This is a genomic window from Kribbella endophytica (assembly GCF_054781295.1).
The window spans coordinates 892,514-912,883 of record NZ_BAAGUR010000002.1 but is presented as its reverse complement, the minus strand read 5'-3'; the positions used below and the strand labels follow the sequence as shown (position 1 = coordinate 912,883).

18 protein-coding genes and 1 pseudogene are annotated in these 20,370 nt (G+C 68.8%); 5 read left to right on the top strand and 14 right to left on the bottom strand.

The window, feature by feature from the left end; translation table 11 throughout:
- Positions 1-25 precede the first annotated feature (25 nt).
- Positions 26-532 (bottom strand): hypothetical protein, encoded by a 507-nt coding sequence (locus ACYVIO_RS22715; RefSeq protein ID WP_460652867.1) that lies wholly within the window; start codon positions 530-532, stop codon positions 26-28.
- Positions 533-748: 216 nt separating this feature from the next.
- The gene (dnaE, locus tag ACYVIO_RS22710) at positions 749-4,297 is read right to left on the bottom strand and encodes a DNA polymerase III subunit alpha (protein WP_460652866.1); all 3,549 of its coding nucleotides are present in this window, start codon (positions 4,295-4,297) and stop codon (positions 749-751) included.
- A 168-nt stretch (positions 4,298-4,465) separates the two neighbouring features.
- Between dnaE and ACYVIO_RS22705 the strand changes: the two genes are divergently transcribed.
- Together ACYVIO_RS22705 and ACYVIO_RS22700 are read left to right on the top strand one after the other, a co-directional pair.
- Entirely contained in the window at positions 4,466-5,089 is a 624-nt protein-coding gene (locus ACYVIO_RS22705) for a DJ-1/PfpI family protein (RefSeq protein ID WP_460652865.1), read from the top strand.
- Positions 5,090-5,092: 3 nt separating this feature from the next.
- On the top strand, positions 5,093-5,527 hold the full coding sequence (locus ACYVIO_RS22700; RefSeq protein ID WP_460652864.1) for a MarR family winged helix-turn-helix transcriptional regulator: 435 nt from the start codon (positions 5,093-5,095) through the stop codon (positions 5,525-5,527).
- On the opposite strand, the gene ACYVIO_RS22695 is transcribed toward ACYVIO_RS22700, so the two are convergent.
- The 4 genes from ACYVIO_RS22695 to ACYVIO_RS22680 are packed head-to-tail and all read right to left on the bottom strand — an operon-like array spanning position 5,528 to position 8,164.
- Positions 5,528-6,133: a Type 1 glutamine amidotransferase-like domain-containing protein gene (locus ACYVIO_RS22695; protein WP_460652863.1), complete on the bottom strand. Its 606-nt coding sequence runs from the start codon at positions 6,131-6,133 to the stop codon at positions 5,528-5,530. It abuts the gene before it with no gap.
- Positions 6,130-7,038 (bottom strand): RluA family pseudouridine synthase, encoded by a 909-nt coding sequence (locus ACYVIO_RS22690; protein ID WP_460653560.1) that lies wholly within the window; start codon positions 7,036-7,038, stop codon positions 6,130-6,132. Before ACYVIO_RS22690 ends, ACYVIO_RS22695 begins: the two co-directional genes overlap by 4 nt.
- Before the next feature lie 17 nt (positions 7,039-7,055).
- Positions 7,056-7,739 (bottom strand): signal peptidase II, encoded by a 684-nt coding sequence (gene lspA / locus ACYVIO_RS22685; RefSeq protein ID WP_460652862.1) that lies wholly within the window; start codon positions 7,737-7,739, stop codon positions 7,056-7,058.
- Positions 7,712-8,164 (bottom strand): TraR/DksA family transcriptional regulator, encoded by a 453-nt coding sequence (locus tag ACYVIO_RS22680; RefSeq protein ID WP_460652861.1) that lies wholly within the window; start codon positions 8,162-8,164, stop codon positions 7,712-7,714. Before ACYVIO_RS22680 ends, lspA begins: the two co-directional genes overlap by 28 nt.
- 631 nt (positions 8,165-8,795) lie before the next feature.
- Between ACYVIO_RS22680 and ileS the strand changes: the two genes are divergently transcribed.
- On the top strand, positions 8,796-11,948 hold the full coding sequence (gene ileS, locus ACYVIO_RS22675; RefSeq protein ID WP_460652860.1) for an isoleucine--tRNA ligase: 3,153 nt from the start codon (positions 8,796-8,798) through the stop codon (positions 11,946-11,948).
- A 49-nt stretch (positions 11,949-11,997) separates the two neighbouring features.
- Here the strand turns inward: ileS and ACYVIO_RS22670 are convergent, their stop codons facing one another.
- Positions 11,998-12,474, bottom strand: a complete 477-nt coding sequence (locus tag ACYVIO_RS22670) for a MarR family winged helix-turn-helix transcriptional regulator (RefSeq protein ID WP_460652859.1) — start codon at positions 12,472-12,474, stop codon at positions 11,998-12,000.
- 46 nt (positions 12,475-12,520) lie between these two features.
- Here ACYVIO_RS22670 and ACYVIO_RS22665 point away from each other — a divergent pair, with 46 nt between their 5' ends.
- Positions 12,521-12,979, top strand: coding sequence for a pyridoxamine 5'-phosphate oxidase family protein (locus ACYVIO_RS22665; protein WP_460652858.1), 459 nt, complete (start codon positions 12,521-12,523; stop codon positions 12,977-12,979).
- A gap of 210 nt (positions 12,980-13,189) precedes the next feature.
- Here the strand turns inward: ACYVIO_RS22665 and ACYVIO_RS22660 are convergent, their stop codons facing one another.
- The 6 genes from ACYVIO_RS22660 to ACYVIO_RS22635 all read right to left on the bottom strand — a co-directional run bounded on the left by ACYVIO_RS22660 (position 13,190) and on the right by ACYVIO_RS22635 (position 17,711).
- Complete coding sequence (locus tag ACYVIO_RS22660; RefSeq protein WP_184794094.1) at positions 13,190-13,954, bottom strand: DivIVA domain-containing protein; 765 nt, start codon at positions 13,952-13,954, stop codon at positions 13,190-13,192.
- Between the two features lie 208 nt (positions 13,955-14,162).
- Positions 14,163-14,468 carry a YggT family protein gene (locus ACYVIO_RS22655; protein WP_344169555.1) on the bottom strand — a complete coding sequence of 102 codons (306 nt, stop codon included), beginning with the start codon at positions 14,466-14,468 and terminating at the stop codon, positions 14,163-14,165.
- A 43-nt stretch (positions 14,469-14,511) separates the two neighbouring features.
- Positions 14,512-15,075 (bottom strand): cell division protein SepF, encoded by a 564-nt coding sequence (locus ACYVIO_RS22650; protein ID WP_460652857.1) that lies wholly within the window; start codon positions 15,073-15,075, stop codon positions 14,512-14,514.
- Positions 15,076-15,147: 72 nt separating this feature from the next.
- Positions 15,148-15,888, bottom strand: a complete 741-nt coding sequence (locus tag ACYVIO_RS22645) for a YggS family pyridoxal phosphate-dependent enzyme (protein ID WP_460652856.1) — start codon at positions 15,886-15,888, stop codon at positions 15,148-15,150.
- Positions 15,885-16,616: a peptidoglycan editing factor PgeF gene (gene pgeF, locus ACYVIO_RS22640; protein ID WP_460652855.1), complete on the bottom strand. Its 732-nt coding sequence runs from the start codon at positions 16,614-16,616 to the stop codon at positions 15,885-15,887. Before pgeF ends, ACYVIO_RS22645 begins: the two co-directional genes overlap by 4 nt.
- A gap of 132 nt (positions 16,617-16,748) precedes the next feature.
- Positions 16,749-17,711, bottom strand: coding sequence for a S41 family peptidase (locus tag ACYVIO_RS22635; protein WP_460652854.1), 963 nt, complete (start codon positions 17,709-17,711; stop codon positions 16,749-16,751).
- A gap of 58 nt (positions 17,712-17,769) precedes the next feature.
- Here ACYVIO_RS22635 and ACYVIO_RS22630 point away from each other — a divergent pair, with 58 nt between their 5' ends.
- Positions 17,770-18,258 (top strand): ArsR/SmtB family transcription factor, encoded by a 489-nt coding sequence (locus tag ACYVIO_RS22630; RefSeq protein ID WP_460652853.1) that lies wholly within the window; start codon positions 17,770-17,772, stop codon positions 18,256-18,258.
- 923 nt (positions 18,259-19,181) lie between these two features.
- On the opposite strand, the pseudogene ftsZ reads toward ACYVIO_RS22630, so the two are convergent.
- Positions 19,182-20,177: pseudogene (ftsZ, locus tag ACYVIO_RS22625) on the bottom strand (cell division protein FtsZ); the annotation flags it as partial.
- Positions 20,178-20,370 lie beyond the last annotated feature (193 nt).

Sequence of the window (20,370 nt, the reverse complement as noted above, 5' to 3'; positions counted from 1 at the left end):
TGAGATGCCACCGGGCCGGAACAGGCTATTTCACCTGCGCCGGTGATTCTGACGCGGAAGATACCGATGTGGTTGCAACTGGTTCTGCGCGCCAGGTCAGCGCGGAGATGATCGCGGCCGCGAGAGCGGCGCCGACCAGCCAGGACGCGAGCGGCGTCCAGGTGTGCAGCTCGAGCGGCGCGGCGAGCAGATCGCCGGGCTTGGCCGCCTGGAGGCGTGGGTCGAGCGGGTCGTGGCCGAGCAGCATGCCGACGCCCCAGGCGACGGCCGAGCCGACCACCGAGCCGACGCACACGACCGCCACTGCCCACGGTCCGTAGTCACGCAGCCACCAGAACAGGGCGGCGCCGAGCACGAGCGCCGTGAGGAAGCCGATCGCGACGAACATGCCGTCCGGGCCGAAGACCCGGGTCATCTGCTCCTCGCCGAGGGCGCCGCCGTTCTCGTCGATCGTGTACTGCGCGAGCGGTGCGTACTGCTGCCACGCCCACCCGGCGATCGCGCCGGCGACCAGGAACACGGCAACGGTCACCGCGATCGCCCGGCTCCAGGGCAGCTTCGGCGCCGGCTCGACCGGCGCCCCGAAGGAACCCCCAAAAGCCTGAGGTGCGTAGGGCCCGCCACCCCCGGAGTACACCGGGCCCGTGGACCAAGGGCCCGCGGGGTTCGGCTGAGTTGCGTCGGGTGGTGGTGGCTGGCTCACGGGGCCAGTGTGACGTACTGGGTCAATGCCTTCGGTCACCGGTCCTCAGCCTGCCAGGCACGAAGGACCGAGCAGCGCCTTCAGGTCGGCCATCAGCGACGACGTCGGGGTGACCCGGAAGCGGTCGCCGATGCGCATCACCGTCGTCTTCTGCCGGGCCTGCAGGCGCAGCTGCACCTCGGTCATGCCGGGGTGCGACTGCAGGACGTCGCGCAGCTGGTCGACCACCGGCTGGGTGCAGCGGTTGACCGGCATCGTGATGACCACGGGACCGCTCGGCCCCTGGGTCAGGTCCGGCACGGTGACCTCGTCACCGCTCAGCTCGACCCGGTCCTCACGGCGCCGGATCCGGCCCTTCATCAAGATGATCGCGTCGTTGGTCAGCAGGTGCGCGTGCAACTGGTACGCCGAGGAGAACATCATCACCTCGATCGAACCTTCGAGGTCCTCGATCGTGACGATCGCGTAGATGTCGCCGCGCTTGTTGACCTTGCGCTGGACCGCCGTGACCAGACCACCGATCGTCACCCGGGTGCCGTCGGGCCGGTCCTCGTCCGCGAGCAGCTGACCGATCGTGCAGTCGGTGCCGTTGGTGAGCACGTGCTCGACGCCGAACAGCGGGTGGTCGGACACGTACAGGCCCAGCATGTCGCGCTCGTGCGCCAGCTTGGTGGCCTTGTCCCACTCCTCGATCTCGGGCACGCGGACCGTCAGCCGGCTGTTGCCGTCGCCGGAGTCGGCCTCGTCGTCGCCCATCGAGAACAGGTCGAACTGGCCGTGCGCCTCGTTCCGCTTGAGGTCGATCGCCTCGTCGACGGCCTGCTCGTGCACCGCGACGACCGCGCGCCGGGCGTGGTTCATCGAGTCGAACGAGCCGGCCTTGGCCAGCGACTCGATGACGCGCTTGTTGCAGACCGGCAGCGGCACCTTGTCGATGAAGTCGACGAAGTCGGTGAACCGGCCCTCGGACTCGCGCGCGCCGACGATCTCGGCCACCACGTTGACGCCGACGTTGCGGATGCCGGACAGGCCGAAGCGGATGTCGGTGCCGACCGGGGTGAAGTCGGAGTCGGACTCGTTCACGTCCGGCGGCAGCACCTTGATGCCCATCCGGCGGCACTCGTTGAGGTAGATGGCCATCTTGTCCTTGTCGTCCTTGACGGACGTCAGCACGGCGGCCATGTACTCGGCGGGGTAGTTCGCCTTCAGGTAGGCGGTCCAGTACGAGACCAGCCCGTACGCCGCCGAGTGCGCCTTGTTGAACGCGTAGTCGGAGAACGGGACCAGGACGTCCCACAGCGCCTTGATCGACTGCGCCGAGAAGCCGTTGGCCTTCATGCCCTCGGAGAAGCCGACGTACTCCGCGTCGAGCACCTCGCGCTTCTTCTTGCCCATCGCCCGGCGGAGCAGGTCCGCCTTGCCGAGCGTGTAACCGCCCAGCTGCTGGGCGATCGCCATCACCTGCTCCTGGTACACGATCAGGCCGTACGTCGTACCGAGGATCGGCTCGAGCGCGACCGCGAGCTCGTCGTGCGGGTAGCTGATCTCCTGCTGCTTGTTCTTGCGCAGCGCGTAGTTGGTGTGCGAGTTCGCGCCCATCGGGCCGGGGCGGTAGAGCGCGCCGACCGCGGAGATGTCCTCGAAGTTGTCCGGCTTCATCAGCCGCAGCAGCGCCCGCATCGGGCCGCCGTCGAACTGGAAGACGCCGAGCGTGTCACCGCGACCGAGCAGCTCGAAGGTCGCCTTGTCGTCGAGGCTGCGGCCGAGCGCGTCCAGGTCCAGCGTGACACCGCGGCTGGCCTCCACGTTCTTGACCGCGTCGTCCATGATCGTCAGGTTGCGCAGGCCGAGGAAGTCCATCTTGACCAGGCCGAGCGTCTCGCAGCTCGGGTAGTCGAACTGGGTGATCACCTGGCCGTCCTGGTCGCGGCGCATGATCGGGATCAGCTCGATCAGCGGCTCCGAGGACATGATCACGCCGGCCGCGTGCACACCCCACTGGCGCTTCAGGTTCTCCAGGCCGCGGGCGGTGTCGACGATCTTCCGGACGTCCTGGTCGGACTCGTACAGCTGACGGAACTCGCCGGCCTCGGAGTAGCGCTTGTGCTGCGGGTCGAAGATGCCGGACAGCGGCACGTCCTTGCCCATCACCGACGGCGGCATCGCCTTGGTGATCCGGTCGCCCATCGCGAACGGGTAGTCCAGCACCCGGCCGGCGTCCTTGATCGCCTGCTTGGCCTTGATCGTGCCGTAGGTGACGATCATCGCGACCCGGTCGTCGCCGTACTTCTCGGTGACGTACCGGATCACCTCGGGGCGGCGGCGGTCGTCGAAGTCGATGTCGAAGTCGGGCATCGACATACGTTCCGGGTTGAGGAAGCGCTCGAAGATCAGGCCGTGCTGCAGCGGGTCGAGGTCGGTGATCCGCATCGCGTACGCGCACATCGAGCCCGCACCGGATCCACGGCCGGGACCGACCCGGATGCCGTGCTCCTTGGCCCAGTTGATGAAGTCGGCGACGACCAGGAAGTAGCCGGCGTACCCCTTCGAGGTGATGACCTCGATCTCGTACTCCGCCTGCTTGCGGACGTGGTCCGGGATGCCGGCCGGGTACCGCTTGTGCAGGCCGGTCTCGACCTCGGCGACGAACCAGGACTCCTCGTTGTGGCCTTCCGGGCAGGGGAAGCGCGGCATGAAGCGGCCTTCGCCCTCGGTGAAGGTGACGTCGCACTGCTCGGCGATCAGCAGCGTGTTGTCGCAGGCCTCGGGGTAGTCCTTCCAGACCTCGCGCATCTCGGCGGCGGTCTTGACGTAGAACTCGTTCGCGTCGAACTTGAACCGGTTCGGGTCCGACAGCGTCGAGCCGGACTGCACGCACAGCAGCGCCGCGTGCGCGACCGAGTCCTCGGGCTTGGTGTAGTGCAGGTCGTTGGTGGCCACCAACGGCAGCCCGAGCTCCTTGGCCAGCTTCAGCAGGTCGCCCTGGATGTTGCGCTCGATGCCGAGGCCGTGGTCCATCAGCTCGCAGTAGTAGTTCTCCGCGCCGAAGATGTCGCGGAACTCCGAGGCCGCCGCGATGGCCTCCTTGTACTGCCCCAGCCGCAGCCGCGTCTGCACCTCGCCGGACGGGCAGCCGGTGGTCGCGATCAGGCCCTTGCCGTAGGTCTGCAGCAGCTCGCGGTCCATCCGGGGCTTGAAGTAGTACCCCTCGAGGCTGGCCAGCGAGCTCATCTTGAACAGGTTGTGCATGCCGGAGGTGTTCTTCGCCAGCAGCGTCATGTGCGTGTACGCACCCGAGCCGGAGACGTCGTCACGGCCGGAGTTCGCGTCGCCCCACTTGACCCGCTTGCGCTCGCTGCGGTGCGTGTGCGGAGTCAGGTAGGCCTCGACGCCGATGATCGGCTTGACGTCGTACTTCTTCGCGGTCTTCCAGAACTCGTACGCGCCGAACACGTAGCCGTGGTCGGTGGTCGCGATCGCCGGCTGGCCCATCTCCTGGGCGGTTTTGAACAACTCGTCGATCCGCGCGGCGCCGTCCAGCATGGAGTACTCGGTGTGCACGTGTAGATGCACGAAACTGTCGCTGGACGCCATGTCTGCGCAGACCTCCCAGGGCGTTGGTGAGCGGAACGAAGACAGCTTAGGCAGGTCGCTCGGACAGTTTTCGGCGACCCGCCTACGGCCGGCTCGACGGGGTCGAAATCGCCCGGTATCCGGTCACGGTCTATTGACAACATGTTGTCATGATGACAACCTCTTGTCATGACCGAGAATAGCGTGACCACCGTCCACGTCGCCGTCTACGACACCCTCGCCGACTGGGAGATCGGGTTCCTCACCGCGAGCGTCAACAGCCCGGCCTGGCACAAGAACCCCGGGCAGTTCCGGATCCGGACCGTCGGCGCGAGCACCGAGCCGGTGACCACGGCCGGCGGCCTGCGCGTGCTGCCCGACCTGACGCTCGACGAGCTGAGCCCGAGCGACAGCGCGATGCTGGTGCTGCCCGGCAACGACCTGTTCCCGACGCCGGCGTACGCGCCGTACGTCGCGAAGGCGCGGGAGTTCCGCGCGGCCGGTGTCCCCGTCGCGGCGATCTGCGGCGCCACCGGCGCGCTGGCGATGGCCGGCATGCTCGACGACCACGAGCACACCAGCAACGCGGCGGCGTTCCTCGACAGCCTCGGGTACGCCGGTGGCAAGCTCTACCGGGACGAGCCGGCGGTGAACGACCGCGGGCTCATCACCGGCAAGGCGCAGGCGCCGGTCGAGTTCGCCCGAGCGGTCTTCGCGGAGCTGGGCATCTACGAGCCGGCCGTGCTCGACTCCTGGTACAAGCTGTACGGGCGGCAGGACACGGCGGGGTACTACGAGCTGATGGGTGCATGACACGTGACTCGTGACCAGGAGCTGCTCGGTACGGCGGCAGTGACGGCGTTCAAGCTCAACGGCCAGTTCCTGGAGCTGGCCGAGAGCCTGGCCAAGCCAGTCGGTTTGACGGCGACCTGGTGGCAGGTGCTCGGCGCCGTACTGCAGACGCCGCTGCCGGTCGCGTCGATCGCCCGGGAGATGGGCATCACGCGGCAGGCGGTCCAGCGCACTGCCGACGTACTGGTGGAGCGTGGGCTGGCGGAGTACCGGGACAATCCGGCGCACCGGCGGGCCAAGCTGGTCGCGGCCACCAGCGACGGGCTGGACGCCGTACGGGCGATCAGCCCTGAGCACGCCAAACAGGCGAAGCGTCTGAGCAGTGTGCTCGGGCAGGAGGAGTTCGCTCGAGCAGTCGAGGCGCTGACGACGCTGTCGAAGGCGCTGGACCAGCTCTAGTTAGACCAGCTCGCGTAAGGGGCCGTCGATGACGAGGGCCTGGCCGTCGCTGAGGGGTATGTACGGTACGGCGGTGCGGTCGTACAGGTCTCGGACCTGCTCGATCAGCTCGGTCTCGGGATGGCCGGGTGAGTTCAGGTGGGGGACGAAGGCTTCGTCGAGTACGCCGAGGCCGTCCCACACCAGGTCCTCGACGACCGAGGCGTCGTCGCACAGCTCCAGGCCGCGCAGGCTCGGGGCGAGGACGCAGCCGCCGGCGCTGTAGCCGGCGTACACGATCTGCTCGGAGCGGATCAGGTCCGGGAGGAACTGGTCGACTCCACTGAGAGCCATTGCCGACCGGAGGGTGAAGACGTTCCCGCCCCGAACCCAGAGTCCATCGAAATCGCTGAAATCAGATAAGCCGTTGCGGAGGTCGACTTCTTCCGGCCGGAGCCCCAGCTCGACCAGCCAGCGGTGCTCGGCGAGCACCTTCTCCTCGCGGAGGACCGGCTCCTCGCTGTCGATGGCGTTGCAGATCACCGCGATCCGGGCCTGAGCAGGCAGCATCGCGAGCCAACGTTCCGGATGGTCGCCCAGCCGGAACGACGACAGGTAGAGCTTCACTGGGTGTCGACGAGCCGGTCCAGGGCCTGGTCCAGGTCGTCGGGGTACTCGGAGCTGAACTCGACGTACTCCCCCGAACCCGGGTGGGTGAAGCCGAGCCGCATCGCGTGCAGCCACTGGCGCTTCAGCTGCAGCCGGTCCGCGAGCACCGGGTCGGCGCCGTACGTGAGATCGCCGCAGCACGGGTGGCCGATCGCGGACATGTGGACGCGGATCTGGTGCGTCCGGCCGGTCTCCAGCGTGATCTCCAGCAGCGTCCCGTACCGGAAGGCCTCGAGCGTCTCGTAGTGCGTGACGCTCGGCTTGCCGCCGGCCACGATGCCGAACTTGTAGTCGTGGTGCGGGTGCCGGTCGATCGGCGCGTCGACCGTGCCGGTGAACGGGTCCGGGTGGCCCTGCACGAGCGCGTGGTAGATCTTCTTGACCGTGCGCTCCTTGAAGGCGCGCTTGAGCACGGTGTAGCTGTACTCGGTCTTCGCGACCACCATCAGCCCGGACGTCCCGACGTCGAGCCGGTGCACGATGCCCTTGCGCTCGGCCGCGCCGCTGGTGGAGATGCTGAAGCCCGCGCCGGCCAGGTGCCCGATCACGGTCGGGCCGGTCCAGCCCGGGGACGGGTGCGCCGCGACGCCGACCGGCTTGTCGACCACGATGATCTCGTCGTCGTCGTGCACGATCCGCAGGTTGTCGACGGTCTCCGGTACGACGCTGAACTCGCCCGGGGGCGCCGGCAGTTCGACGTCGAGCATCACGCCGGCGGTGACCCGGGCCGACTTCATCGCCGTCGCGCCGTCGACCTGGACCAGACCGGACTCGATCAGCTCGGCGGCCTTCGTCCGCGAGACGCCGAACAGCCGCGACAGGGCGGCGTCGAGACGCTCGCCGGCCAGGCCGTCCGGGACCATCACGGTCCTGGAGTCGCTCACTTGCCGCTCACATCCTTGGTGCCGTCCAGCTTGATCCCGCGCAGCGTCTGGATCACCAGCAGGATCGCGGCCGAGGTGACGGCCATGTCGGCGACGTTGAAGATCGCCCAGTGCGGGGTCTGCAGGAAGTCGACCACGTGGCCGTGGAACGGCGACGGCTCGCGGAAGATCCGGTCGGTGATGTTGCCGACCGCGCCGCCGAACAGCAGCCCGAAGGCGACCGCCCAGCCGGCCGAGCCGAGCCGGCGCGACAGCCAGATCACGCCGACCGCGACGATGATCTGGATCGTCGAGATCACCGGGGTGAAGTCCGAACCGAGGCTGAACGCGGCGCCGGGGTTGCGGATCAGGTTGAACTTGAGCAGCTCGCCGATCACGTTCACCGGCTCGCCGGGCGTGAGGTGCTGCAGAGCCAGCATCTTCGTCAGCTGGTCGAGGCCGAGGATCACCAGGCCGACTACGCCGAAGACCGCGGTCAGTCGCCAGGAGCGAGGCGTGACCGGAGTCGCCTCGGTGGCGACTACTTGGTCACTTTCAGCCGCGGGAGGATCTGTTTTGGCGTCCGGAGACGACGGAGAACCGGCCGACTGCTCGTCGGCCGGTTCCGTTGGGTCAGTTGCGTCCCCTAGCGGGTGGGACGACTGGTCTTGGCTCAGCGGCGTTCTTCGCGTTCTTTGCATGACACGCACAGTGTCGCACGCGGGAACGCCTGCAGCCGTCCCTTGCCGATCGCCTTGCCGCAGCTCTCGCAGACGCCGTACGTGCCGTCGTCGATCTTGGCCAGCGCCCGCTCGATCTGGTCCAGCATGTCGCTGGCGTTCCGGGCCAGCGACATCTCGTGGTCCCGCTCGAGCGTGGTCGACCCGACGTCGGCCTGGTCGTTGCCGGCCCCGTCGCCACCGTCGCGGAGCAGGCCGACGATCTCCTGCTCGGCGTCGCGGATCTCCTCCTTGAGGTGCACCACGTCGGCCTCGAGCTCACCGCGCAGCTCGGTCAGCTCGGCCGCGGTCCACGGGGTCTCCCCGTCGCGGACGGACAGGTTCTCGGCTTTCTTGGGCGACTTGGCCGGCGCCGTTGCCGGGGTCCTGTTCTCGTTCGTCTTCATGGCCACCCTCTTCGTCGGAGCTTTCCTGGCAGGGGTTTTCGCGGCCTTCTTGGCCGGCTCTTTGGCGGTCGCGGCACTCTTCTCGGCCGCGGCGGTGCGTTTTCCGGGGGCGGACTTCTTTGCCGATGTAGCCATACTTCGACTACCCCCTGCCTTCGTCGGAGACTGAAGCGGACTGGTCGCAAGACAGTAGGACACGCAGACGCCACGTGCCAGCCCGACGCGCAGACCGTGGACATACGGTAGTCGCTTCTTCAAGGCCGCTCGATGTTCCGCGCGTCTCAGCCGTGTTGCGGCGCCTCTTCAGGCAAGCAGTTGATTCAGCCACGCCCGTGTCTCACCTCCCCCGCCAGGCAGCATTGTGACCGCCAGGGACCCTCCTGACCAGCCATTAACGATTAGTGGCGCACTGGTGTGAAGTCGTACACTTTTTTCGCCACCGCAAGGCGTCGATGGGGCCATCACCCCGGAGCCGCCGGAAGAACGGTCCTCGGACCCACTAGACCCGGCAGCGGAGCAGAACGAAGTGGGTGACGTTCAGTCACCAAGGAGGGTGGTACCGCGGAGTACGGCGACGTCGCCGTACGTCGTCCCTTCGTCCGGCAGCAGCTCGACGAAGGACGGCCAGACAATGGCGGACGACACCCCGACCACCCCGTGGCAGCAGGTACCGGCCCAGGTGGACCTCACCGCGATCGAGCACGACGTGCTCCGGACGTGGGACGAGCAGGACACCTTCGCCAAGTCGCTGGCCCAGACCGCCGGCGGCGCGCCGTGGACCTTCTTCGAGGGCCCGCCGACCGCGAACGGCATGCCCGGCACCCACCACATCGAGGCCCGGGTCTTCAAGGACGTCTTCCCGCGCTACCGGACCATGAAGGGCTTCTCGGTCGAGCGCAAGGCCGGCTGGGACTGCCACGGCCTGCCCGTCGAGGTCGCGGTGGAGAAGGAGCTCGGCTTCAGCGGCAAGAACGACATCGAGGCGTACGGCATCGCCGAGTTCAACGCCAAGTGCCGTGAGTCCGTGCTGCGCAACGTCGACGCGTTCACCGAGCTGACCAGCCGGATGGGCTACTGGGTCGACATGGAGCACCCGTACAAGACGATGGACCCGCAGTACGTCGAGTCCGTCTGGTGGTCGCTCAAGCAGATCTACGACAAGGGCCTGCTGGTCGAGGACTACCGGATCACGCCGTACTGCCCGCGCTGCGGCACCGGCCTGTCGGACCACGAGCTGGCCCAGGGCTACGAGACCGTCGTCGACCCGTCGGTCTATGTCCGCTTCCCGCTCACCTCCGGTCCGCTCGCCGGTCAGGCGTCGCTGCTGGTCTGGACCACGACCCCGTGGACCCTGGTCTCCAACACCGCCGTCGCCGTGCACCCGGACGTCGACTACGTCGTCGCGACCGACGGCACCGAGTCGCTGGTCGTGGCGGAGCCGCTGCTCGGCTCGCTCGGCGAGGGCTGGACGGTCACCAACACGTACGCCGGCCGCGAGCTCGAGCACTGGACCTACCAGCGGCCGTTCGAGCTGGTCGCGTTCGACGAGCCCGCGCACTACGTCGTACTGGCCGAGTACGTCACGACCGAGGACGGCACCGGTCTGGTCCACCAGTCCCCCGCCTTCGGCGCCGACGACCTCCTGGTCGCGCGGGCGTACAACCTGCCGGTGGTGAAGCCGGTCGGTCCGGACGGCCGCTTCGACGCGGACCTGCCGCTGGTCGGTGGGCAGTTCTTCAAGAAGGCCGACGAGGACCTGGTCAAGGACCTCGACGCGCGGGGCGTGCTGTTCCGCCACCTGCCGTACGAGCACCCGTACCCGCACTGCTGGCGCTGCCACACGCCGGTCATGTACTACGCGCTGCCGTCCTGGTACATCCGCACCACGCAGGTCAAGGACGCGCTGCTGCGCGAGAACGAGAAGACGAACTGGTTCCCCGAGTCGGTCAAGTGGGGCCGGTACGGCGACTGGCTGCGCAACAACATCGACTGGGCCGTGTCCCGCTCCCGCTACTGGGGTACGCCGCTGCCGATCTGGCGCTGCTCCGAGGAGCACCTGGTCTGCGTCGGCTCGCTGGCCGAGCTCGGCGAGCTGGCCGGCCGCGACCTGAGCAGCACCGACCCGCACCGCCCGTACGTCGACGACATCACCTTCGCCTGCCCGACCTGCGGCGGTGAGTCGCACCGGGTCGCCGAGGTGATCGACGCCTGGTACGACTCGGGCTCGATGCCGTTCGCCCAGTGGGGCTACCCGTGGGTGGACGGCTCGAAGGAGAAGTTCGAGAAGGCCTACCCGGCCGACTTCATCTCCGAGGCGATCGACCAGACCCGCGGCTGGTTCTACACGCTGATGGCGATCGGCACGCTGGTGTTCGACGAGTCGTCGTACCGCAACGTCGTCTGCCTGGGGCACATCCTGGCCGAGGACGGCCGGAAGATGTCCAAGCACCTGGGCAACATCCTCGAGCCGATCCCGCTGATGGACGACCACGGCGCGGACGCGGTGCGCTGGTTCATGGCCGCGTCCGGCTCACCGTGGAAGGCGCGCGGCATCGGGCCGAACGTGCTGAACGAGATCGTCCGCAAGGTGCTGCTGACGTACTGGAACACGGCGGCCTTCCACGCGCTGTACGCGCGGCTGGCCGACTGGGACCCGGCCGACGTCCCGCCGGTCGCCGAGCGCTCGGTGCTGGACCGCTGGCTGGTCAGCGAGACGCACCGGCTGGTGCGCGACGCCGACGAGGCCTACGCCGGGTACGACACGCAGAAGCTGGGCGCGCTGATCAGCTCGTGCGTCGACACGCTGTCGAACTGGTACGTACGGCGTTCACGCCGGCGCTTCTGGGCCGGTGACTCCGGCGCGCTGGCGACGCTGCACGAGACGCTCGACGTGCTGACCCGGCTGATGGCGCCGCTGACGCCGTTCCTGACCGAGCGGGTCTGGCAGGACGTCTTCCGCCCGGTCACGCCGGGGCTGGCCGAGTCGGTGCACCTGTCGACGTTCCCGACGTACGACGCCGGCCTGATCGACGACACGCTGGCCACGCACGTGTCGATGGCCAAGCGGGTCGTCGAGCTGGGCCGGTCGGCCCGGGCCGAGGCGAAGGTCCGGACCCGGCAGCCGCTCAGCCGCGCGCTGGTCGGGTCGGCGGCGATCGCTGACCTGTCCGACGAGCTGCTGCGCGAGATCGCCGAGGAGCTGAACGTCGGCACGGTCGAGCCGCTGTCGTCGGCCGGCGCCGACCTGGTCGAGCACTCGGCCAAGGGCAACTTCCGCGAGCTGGGCAAGCGGTTCGCCAAGCAGACGCCGGTGGTCGCGAAGGCGATCGCCGCGGCCGACGCGGCCGAGCTGGCCGCCGCACTGAAGGCGTCCGGTACGGCGACCGTCCAGGTCGAGGGCGAGCCGGTCGAGGTGAGCGCCGACGAGGTGCTGATCTCGGAGCGGCCGCGCGAAGGCTGGTCGGTGGTCAACGAGCAGGGCGAGACCGTCGCGCTCGACCTGGAGGTCACGCCGGAGCTGAAGCAGGCCGGTCTGGCCCGCGAGGTGGTCCGGACCCTGCAGGAGGCCCGCAAGAACGCCGGCCTGGAGGTGTCGGACCGGATCAGCGTCTGGCTCAACGCCACCGACGCCGAACTGGCCGATGCCCTCGGCAAGCATGCGGACGACGTCGCCCGCGAGGTGCTCGCCACCGCGGTGGTCCAGTCGGCGCCCGAGGCAACCGAAGGCCTCACCACCGGCACCGACGAGGACCTGGGCCTGACGTACTGGCTCACCAAGGCCTGACTCGACACCTGCCCGTCGCCCCGGCAACCGCCGGGTCGACGGGCAGGGTCTAGCGCGGTGGTTTGACGGTGCGGGTCCGTAGGGCCGGACTCGCACCCAGGTGCTCGATGACATCGAGCAGCAGCCCACGCGCCGCCTCGACGCGGTCGGCGCCCAACGCTTGGCGAAGCTTCCGCTCCACCCCGGCGCGATGCCGGCGTGCGGAGGCGATCACCGCCTGCCCACGCTGGGTCAGGACGACCTGGCGGGCCCTGGCATCGTCCGGATCCGCCTCTCGCGCGACGTACCCGCGCTTCTCCAGATCCGCGACCGACTTGGACGCCGCCTGCTGGGTGACCCCCAGGCGCTCGGCCAGTGCGCTGATCGTCACCGGACCACCCACCAGGTGCTGGAAGACGACGCCGTCGGCGAACCTGCTGTCGTCGAACCCGTCCGCCGCGAGCTCGGCCTGCAGCTCGTCGGCCAGGGCCCAGCCCGCGAACAGCGACGCCAGCGAGAGGTCGGCCGCGGCCGGATCGAACTCCATCTCCCGAACTATACAACTCGGGTTGTGCATTCGATAATCTACAACCATGGTTGTGCACAAGGAGTTCATCGCCAGGGCGCACAAGATCGTCTGGTGCTCGGTGGCGACTGTCGGCGAGGACCTGCGGCCGAGGAGCCGGATCCTGCACCCGATCTGGGAGGAGCAGCCGGCCGGACTGACCGGCTGGATCGTCACTCAAGCGACATCGGTGAAGGTGCGACACCTGGCGTTCAGCCCGTTCGTGAGCTGCAGCTACTGGGAGCCCGGGCACGAGGTGGCCGTCGCGGACTGTCACGCAGAGTGGATCGCCGAATCGGTGACCCGGCAACGAGTGTGGGAGCTGTACCGGGACGCCCCGGCGCCGTTGGGCTACGACTTCTGGAGCGTCTTCCCCGACGGTCCGGCCGCGGACTCCCCCGCGCTGCTGAGGCTTACGCCGTACCGGCTGCGCCTGAGCGACGTCGAAACGCTCAGCGGCCGGAAGCCTGTGGCGTCCTGGCCCTGACCCGGAAACGCAGCAGGGCCCGGCCTGGTTTCAGGCTCGGGCCCCGCTGCGTTGGTGCTTTCGCGGCTTTGGTTAAGACTGCGTTCAGTTCAGCACTCGGACCGGATTCTGACTCTGCGTGACCGCGGCGGCGCGGTCAGTCAGAAGTTCCCGGACATGACGAAGAGGCGGTGCCGCCGGAAAGCACCGCCTCCTCACCCGAGGTGTTGTTTACACGCCGTGACCGTGAGCCTGCGCGCGGGCCTCCGGGCGGAAGCCGTTACGCGGGCTGAGCGTGTCGTCGCCGTTGCCGAGCGCCTTGAGCTGCTCGGTGAAGTACGTCTTCAGGCGGCTGCGGTACTCGCGCTCGTAGGCGTGCAGGTCGTCGATCGTGCGCTCGAGCTGGCCCTTCTGCTTCTCCAGGGTCCCCAGCATCTGCGCGCGCCGCTCGGCGATCTCGCCGTCGAGCTTCTCGGCACGGGCACGGGCCTCACCGGTCATCCGGTCAGCCTTGCCGCGGGCCTCGTTCTCCAACCGCTCGGCCTTGGCGCGGGCCTCGCCGATGATCTTGTCGGCGGTGTCCTTCGCCTCCTGGACCAGGTCGTCGGAGTGCTTGGTGGCCATCTCGAGCAGCCGTACGGCGGAGCTGGACGCGTCGCCGACGGTCCCTGCTGCCGCAGCAGCCCCCGCGGCCGCTACAGCGGGAGCGACGACTGGTGGCTTCTCCTCGGGCTTCTCGACCACGACCGGAGCGGGCTTGGGCTGTTGCACGACGGGCGGGAGAGCGGCGGTCTGGTCGACCGGCCGTTCCTGGCCCGCACCAGCGCGCTGGGCCGCCGCCAGCTTCGCGCGCAGCTCCTCGTTCTCGGCGAGAAGGCGCTCGAGCTCGGCCTCCACCTCGTCGAGGAAGGAGTCGACCTCAGTGACGTCGTAACCCTCCCGCAATCGGACGGGCGTGAACTGCTTCGAGCGGACGTCATCCGGCGTCAGCGGCATCTTTCACCTCGTTTGTCTGTGTCTTGGCGGAGTCTGGGGCGCAAACCCCGGCGACTCAGTAGATCACGTTATCGCTTCGTTGTGTTCTGGCGGAATCCGGGCCCGGCGACAACTTGACCGGCGCCGGCCTGCTCGGTCTGTTTCTACCCCTCCTGCCGATCCCTGAAGCCGCACCACGACGGTCCGGCCGGGGTAGGTTCCCGGCCGCTCACAGGGACCGGATCGCGGTGTTGTTGACCGACATCGCCAGCGAGACGAGCACGAACAACATCAGCATGGACAGGTCGATCCGGATCCCACCGGCCCCGATCGGGGGCAGGATGCGGCGCAGCGGCCGCAGGAAGGGATCCGTCACGGAGTAGACCAGTTCGAACAGCAGCAGCAGCGGGCCCTTGGGGTGCCACTGTGGCGCGAACATGACGATCAGACTGAGCACGAACCGCGCCACCAGCATCAGGAAGAAGGCGAGCAGCACCCAGCTGAGAACACTGAGGACGAGCGCTAGAGCAACCATGTCGTCAATGAGTGTAGAAGACCGGGGAAGTCACCGGAGCCTCTCAGCTCTGGTTGTAGAACCCGTCCGCGGCGATCTTCTCCTTCTCCTCCGCGGCGACCGTCACGTTCGGCGGGCAGACCAGGAACACCTTGGTGGTGATCCGCTCGATCGAGCCACGGCAGCAGAAGATCAGCCCGGCGGCGAAGTCGACCAGCCGCTTGGCGTCGGAGTGGTCCATCTCGGTCAGGTTCATGATGACGGGCGTACCGTCACGGAAGTGCTCACCGATGACGCGCGCCTCGTTGTAGCTGCGCGGGTGCACGGTGGTGATGCGGGCCAACTCGGTAACCTCCGGGGAAGGTGAGACTCCACGCCGATCTGGAAACTTGCTGACCGTCGCGCCCTGCTCGTCGCGGTCGCGCTGGTCACGACCGTCGCGGACCTCGCGACTGTCGCGCGCGTCCCGGGACTCGCGGACCGGTTCGGCCTCGTGGGGCTCCCCGTCGACGACGTCGTCCTCGTACTCGTCGTAGTCGTCGTACTCGTCGTCGTAGCGCGCGTTGTAGCGCTCGCCGTCCTCGACCAAGCCGAGGTACACACCCATCTTGCGCAGCGCGCCGCTCATGGCCCTCCAGCCCTTCGAATCCGGTTACCAGTCGACAAGTGAGCAGACCTCGCGATCCACTCGATGTCGACACTAGCCCAGTGGGGGACGCGTTCCGAGTAATGCACGCCCGAGCCGAACGTGTGTCGCTCCCTGCCTGATCGCCGCCTCCAGGTCACCGGTCATCCCGGCCGAGATCCAGCCGGCGCCGGCGTGTTCGGAGCGTAGCCGCGACGACACCGCACGCAGCGCGGCGAAGGCTTCGTCGGCGTCGGATCCCAACGGTGCAACGGCCATCACGCCGCCGAGCTCCAGCCCGTCCGCCTCGGCGACGGCCGCCGCCAGGTCCGGTACGTCGCCTGGCGCGACCCCGCCGCGACTCATCCCCGTCTCGGCGCCCTCAGGCCCGTACGACGCAAGGCTCACTTGCAGCAGACACCGCACAGTTTTCTCCTCGGCCACCGCGGCCTTGGACAACGCCGAGACCAGCGACAGCCGGTCGACGGAGTGGACCACCTGGGCCAGCCGGACGACCGAGCGGGCCTTGTTCGACTGGAGCTGCCCGACGAAGTGCCAGGTGAGCTCGGGCGCGTCGGGCGCCTTCGCCTTCAGCTCCTGCTCGCGGTTCTCCCCCGTGTCGGTGACGCCGAGCGCGGCGAGCGCCCGGACGTCCTCGATCGGGAACGTCTTGGTGATCGCCACCAGTGTGACGGAGTCCTCAGGGCGTCCGGCTGCCTCGCAGGCTGCGCGGATCCGCTCGCGGACCTGCTCGACGTTGCCCCGCAGCTCGTCCTCGCGGGTCGTTCGCCCAGCCTGGTCTTCCTCGTTGGTCATTCGCCGAGCCTGATCAGGCCGGCGAGGCGGCCGCTGACCTGGCCTTCGCGCCGGTACGAGTAGAGGTCCTCGGACTCGATCGTGCAGCGCGTCCGGTCGACCACCTCGACGCCGAGCTCGGTCAGCTGCGCGGTCACGCCGGCGGCGACGTCGATCGACGGCGTACCCCAACTCGTCTCCGCGTACGACGCCGGAACGCGCTCGGCGACCTCGGCCCGCATCTCCTCCGGGACCTCGTAACAGTTGCCGCAGGCGTACGGACCGAGCACGGCGGTGATCGTCTCGGCACCGAGTCCGCGCATCGCTTCGACCGTGGCCGGCACCACACCGGCGTACAGGCCTCGCCTGCCGGAGTGGGCGGCGCCGATGACGCCGTTGATCGGGTCGGCGAGCAGCACCGGCAGGCAGTCGGCCGCGCGAACCGCCAGCAGGACGTCGGTCCGGGTGGTGACGAGGGCGTCGGCCTTCGGGTTCGGGCTGACCGGGAGCTCGTCCTCCGGCCAGACCACGTGGACGTCACGGCCGTGCACCTGGCTGACCCGGACCACGGCCTCCGGCGTCAGGTCGAATGCGGCTGCGACCCGGCGGAAGTTCTCCGCGATCGCCTCGGCCTCGTCGCCCGCCGCACTGCCGAGATTCAGTTCGCCGTACGGCGGAAGGCTGGCTCCCCCGTACCGATCGGTGAAGGCGAAGCGAGCACTGCCGAGAACCTCGTCATAACCGAACACGCCTGAAGGCTACCCAGCCGACCAGCCCGACCTCGCACCCGCCACCCGGCCCCCGCCGCATTTGGTGGGTCAGCCCACGAGCTGGCCGGTCGGCCCACCTAATTCCGGTTGGCCAACGGCGCATTTGATGGGTTAACCCACCAAATGGGCCCGGGCCTCGTCGTGGATGGTGAGGCGTTCGGGCGTGGCCGGGAGGGTGAGGACGTGGTCGATCGCTTCGCGGTAGGCGACGTCGTACGCGTCGGTGGCGGGGACCTCGATGTCGGGGGTGATCCCGGTGCCTTCCCAGTTGGTGCCGGAGACGGGGTTGATGGCACGCATGAGCGGGACGGTGGCTTCGAGGTGCGGGTGCAGCTTGAAGCCCTGGCGCGGGTGGGCGCCGCCGCCGGTGCGTTCGCCGACGACCTTGGCGCGGCCGAGCTGCTGCAGGTCGTAGGTGAGTTCTTCGCCGCCGGAGAAGGTGGATCCGCTGGTCAGGACCCAGATCGGCTTGGTGCCGCCGAAGCGGGGGCCGGGGACGTGGGAGGTCCAGAACTGGCGAACCGTGCCGGTGGCGGGGGTGACCAGATCGTTCAGGTGGACCGGTTCGCCGTCGAACAGGTAGCCGCAGACGAAGGCGACCTGGTCGGGCGATCCGCCGAGGCAGCCGCGGAGATCGAGGATCAGCGCGTCCGTTGCTGAGAGCAACGACATCGCGGCGGTGAGGGCGGCGCCGGCGTGGGACGGGTCGTAGAGGATGGGCCTGATCTCGAGCAGGCCGATGTTGCCGGGCAGTCGCTCGACACGTGCCATGCCGCCGGCGTCGAGGCGGGCGCGGGTCGCCCAGTAGTTCTCCTCCTCGACCGGATCGGTCTCGTCGGGGACCTCGCCGCGGTGGAACTTGAGACGCAGGTGCTTGTCCTGGTTGCCGATCTGGAGGTCGGCGGTGACCTGGGCGGAGAGCTGCTCGGGGTCGGTCAGTACGTCGTACTGGCCTTCGCCGGACGCCTTGGTCAGGCGCTCGGCGATCTCGTGGCCGACGTCGGGGAACACGTAGTGCTCGCTCACGAGGGCGGCCAAACGGTCAACGATGCTTCGGATCTCGTCGCTGTGCATGGCGAGGAGTGAAGCACGCGGATTGACAAAGCGTCAAGGATCCTTGACGCTTGATCTCATGGACGAAGAGCTGGAAGTCTCCACGGCCGCGCAGTTCAAGGCGCTCGGTCATCCGCTGCGCCACCGGCTGCTCTTCGCGCTCGGGCTGGAGGCCGCGACGACGAGTCAGCTGGCGGTCACGCTGGGCACGGGGAAGGGCAACATCGCGCACCATCTCGGCGTACTGCGCGAGGCCGGGATGGTCGAGGTGACCGAAACTCGCCAGGTCCGCGGAGGGACCGAGCAGTACTACCGCCGCTCCGCCCACAGATTCAGTTTCACCGGCGAGGGTGCCCGCGAGAACAACACCGTCGCCCTGCAGGCGGTCGCCGCCGACCTGCAAACCGCCGAGGACCCGATGCTCAACATCCGCAACATCCGCCTGACCGAGTCCCAGGCCAAAGACCTCACCACCCAACTCGACAAGATCATCACCACGTTGAAGGACGCAGGCCCAGGCGAAGCCCGCCACGGCGTGGTCGTCGCCGTCTACAAACCGCAGAACTGAATCCGGGCAAGCCGGAGCTGAGCCGGAGGCTGTAGCGGCCGGGGGGACGCGACGCCGGGTCGAACGAGCTGGCAGCGGGGCTCGGCGGACGCAGGACTGGGCCGAAGGCGGTGGCGGCGGGCAGCACCGGATGCGGCGATGGGCCGGAGGTCCGGGCCGGCGGCGGGCGGAGCCCAGCCGCTTCGGGGGCGGCCGCCCTCCTCCCCTTCCCCACCAACACGAACGCCCCGGCCGCGAGGCCGGGGCGTTCGGGGTGCTGGTGGTTACTTCAGGAAGTCGGGGATGTCGAGGTCTTCCTCGGGGTCCGGCTTTCGGGTGGGGCGGGTGGGTGGGGCTTGGGCGGGCGTCGGGTTGGCCGACGGGGTGGAGTACGGCGCCGGGTTCGACTGGGCCGGCGGCGGGGTGCGGACCGGCTCGCCGGACTGGGGGCGGGCGGAGTGCGTGGTGCCGGGGCCGGGGCGGTGCTCGGTGTTGGGCGGGACCGGGACAGTGTCGTCGCTCGGCGTACCGAACTGGCCGTGGGTCACCTGGCCACCCTGCTCCTGAGCCGGGGGCTGAGCAGCAGGCTGGTTCGAGCCGGGGGCCGGGTTGGTGCTGCTGAACGGGACGGTGCCGGGGACCTGCGGCGGAGTCGGCTGCCCCTGCGACTGCTGGCCCTGACCCGACTGACCCTGAGCTGACTGACCCTGGGTGGACTGACCGTGACCGGACTGCCCCTGGACGGCGTTGGTGCCGACGCCGCCCGGCGAGTACCCGGGAGGCCCATCGTTCTGCCCCGGCTGGTGCATCTGGGCCGAGAAGGACTCCTGCCGCGGCGCGGCGAAACCGTCCTGCCGCGGCGGCGGGAAGCCCGTGTTGTCCTGACGCGGCGGAGTCGAGAAGCCGTTGTCCTGCCGTGCGGGCGGGGCTTCGGCGCTGCCGGCGCGGTTCTGCGGGCGGGCGCTGTTCATCGCCTGCTCGCGGCGCTTCGGCATGCCGCCGTCGAAGCCGGCCGCGATCACCGTGACGCGGACCTCGTCGCCGAGCGCGTCGTCGATCACCGCGCCGAAGATGATGTTCGCGTCGGTGTGCGCCGACTCCGAGACCAGTTGAGCGGCCTCGTTGATCTCGAACAGTCCCAGGTCAGAACCGCCCGCGATCGACAGCAGTACGCCGTGCGCACCCTCGATGCTTGCCTCCAGCAACGGCGAGGAGATCGCCGCCTCGGCCGCCGCCACCGCGCGGTCCTCGCCGCGGGACGAGCCGATCCCCATCAGCGCGGAGCCGGCGTTCGACATCACGGCCTTGACGTCGGCGAAGTCGACGTTGATCAGGCCGGGCGTCGTGATCAGGTCGGTGATGCCGGAAACACCCTGCAGCAGCACCTGGTCGGCCTGCTTGAAGGCGTCCAGCACGGACACGGCCCGGTCGGAGATCGTGAGCAGCCGGTCGTTGGGGATGACGATCAGGGTGTCGACCTCTTCGCGCAGGGCGGCGATGCCGTCCTCCGCCTGAGTCGCCCGCCGCTTGCCCTCGAACGAGAACGGCCGCGTGACCACGCCGATCGTCAGCGCGCCGAGCGAGCGCGCGATCCGCGACACCACCGGTGCGCCACCGGTGCCGGTCCCGCCGCCCTCACCCGCGGTGACGAAGACCATGTCGGCGCCCTTGAGCGCCTCCTCGATCTCCTCCGCGTGGTCCTCGGCGGCCTTCTGCCCGATGGCGGGGTTCGCCCCCGCACCGAGTCCGCGGGTCTCCTCGCGGCCGATGTCGAGCTTGACGTCCGCGTCGCTCATCAACAGCGCCTGCGCGTCGGTGTTGATGGCGATGAACTCAACGCCCTTCAGACCGTGCTCGATCATCCGGTTGACGGCGTTCACGCCGCCTCCGCCGATACCGACGACCTTGATGAGTGCCAAATAGTTCTGCGGTGCCGCCACGTCCGCGCCTCTCGCCTCGTTCTGTCCCGTTGTGACCAGTTGGCCGTCTATCCAGCCGTCCCCGGCCGTGTTCCAGCGAAAGTTCCAGCGAAAAGACTGAACCTCAAGTGGATGCTTAGAGTTATCTCGACTTTATCGATTGCGTCGCACGCTACGGGACGCGTTCTGTCAATGTCCACGCGCCTCGCCGCCC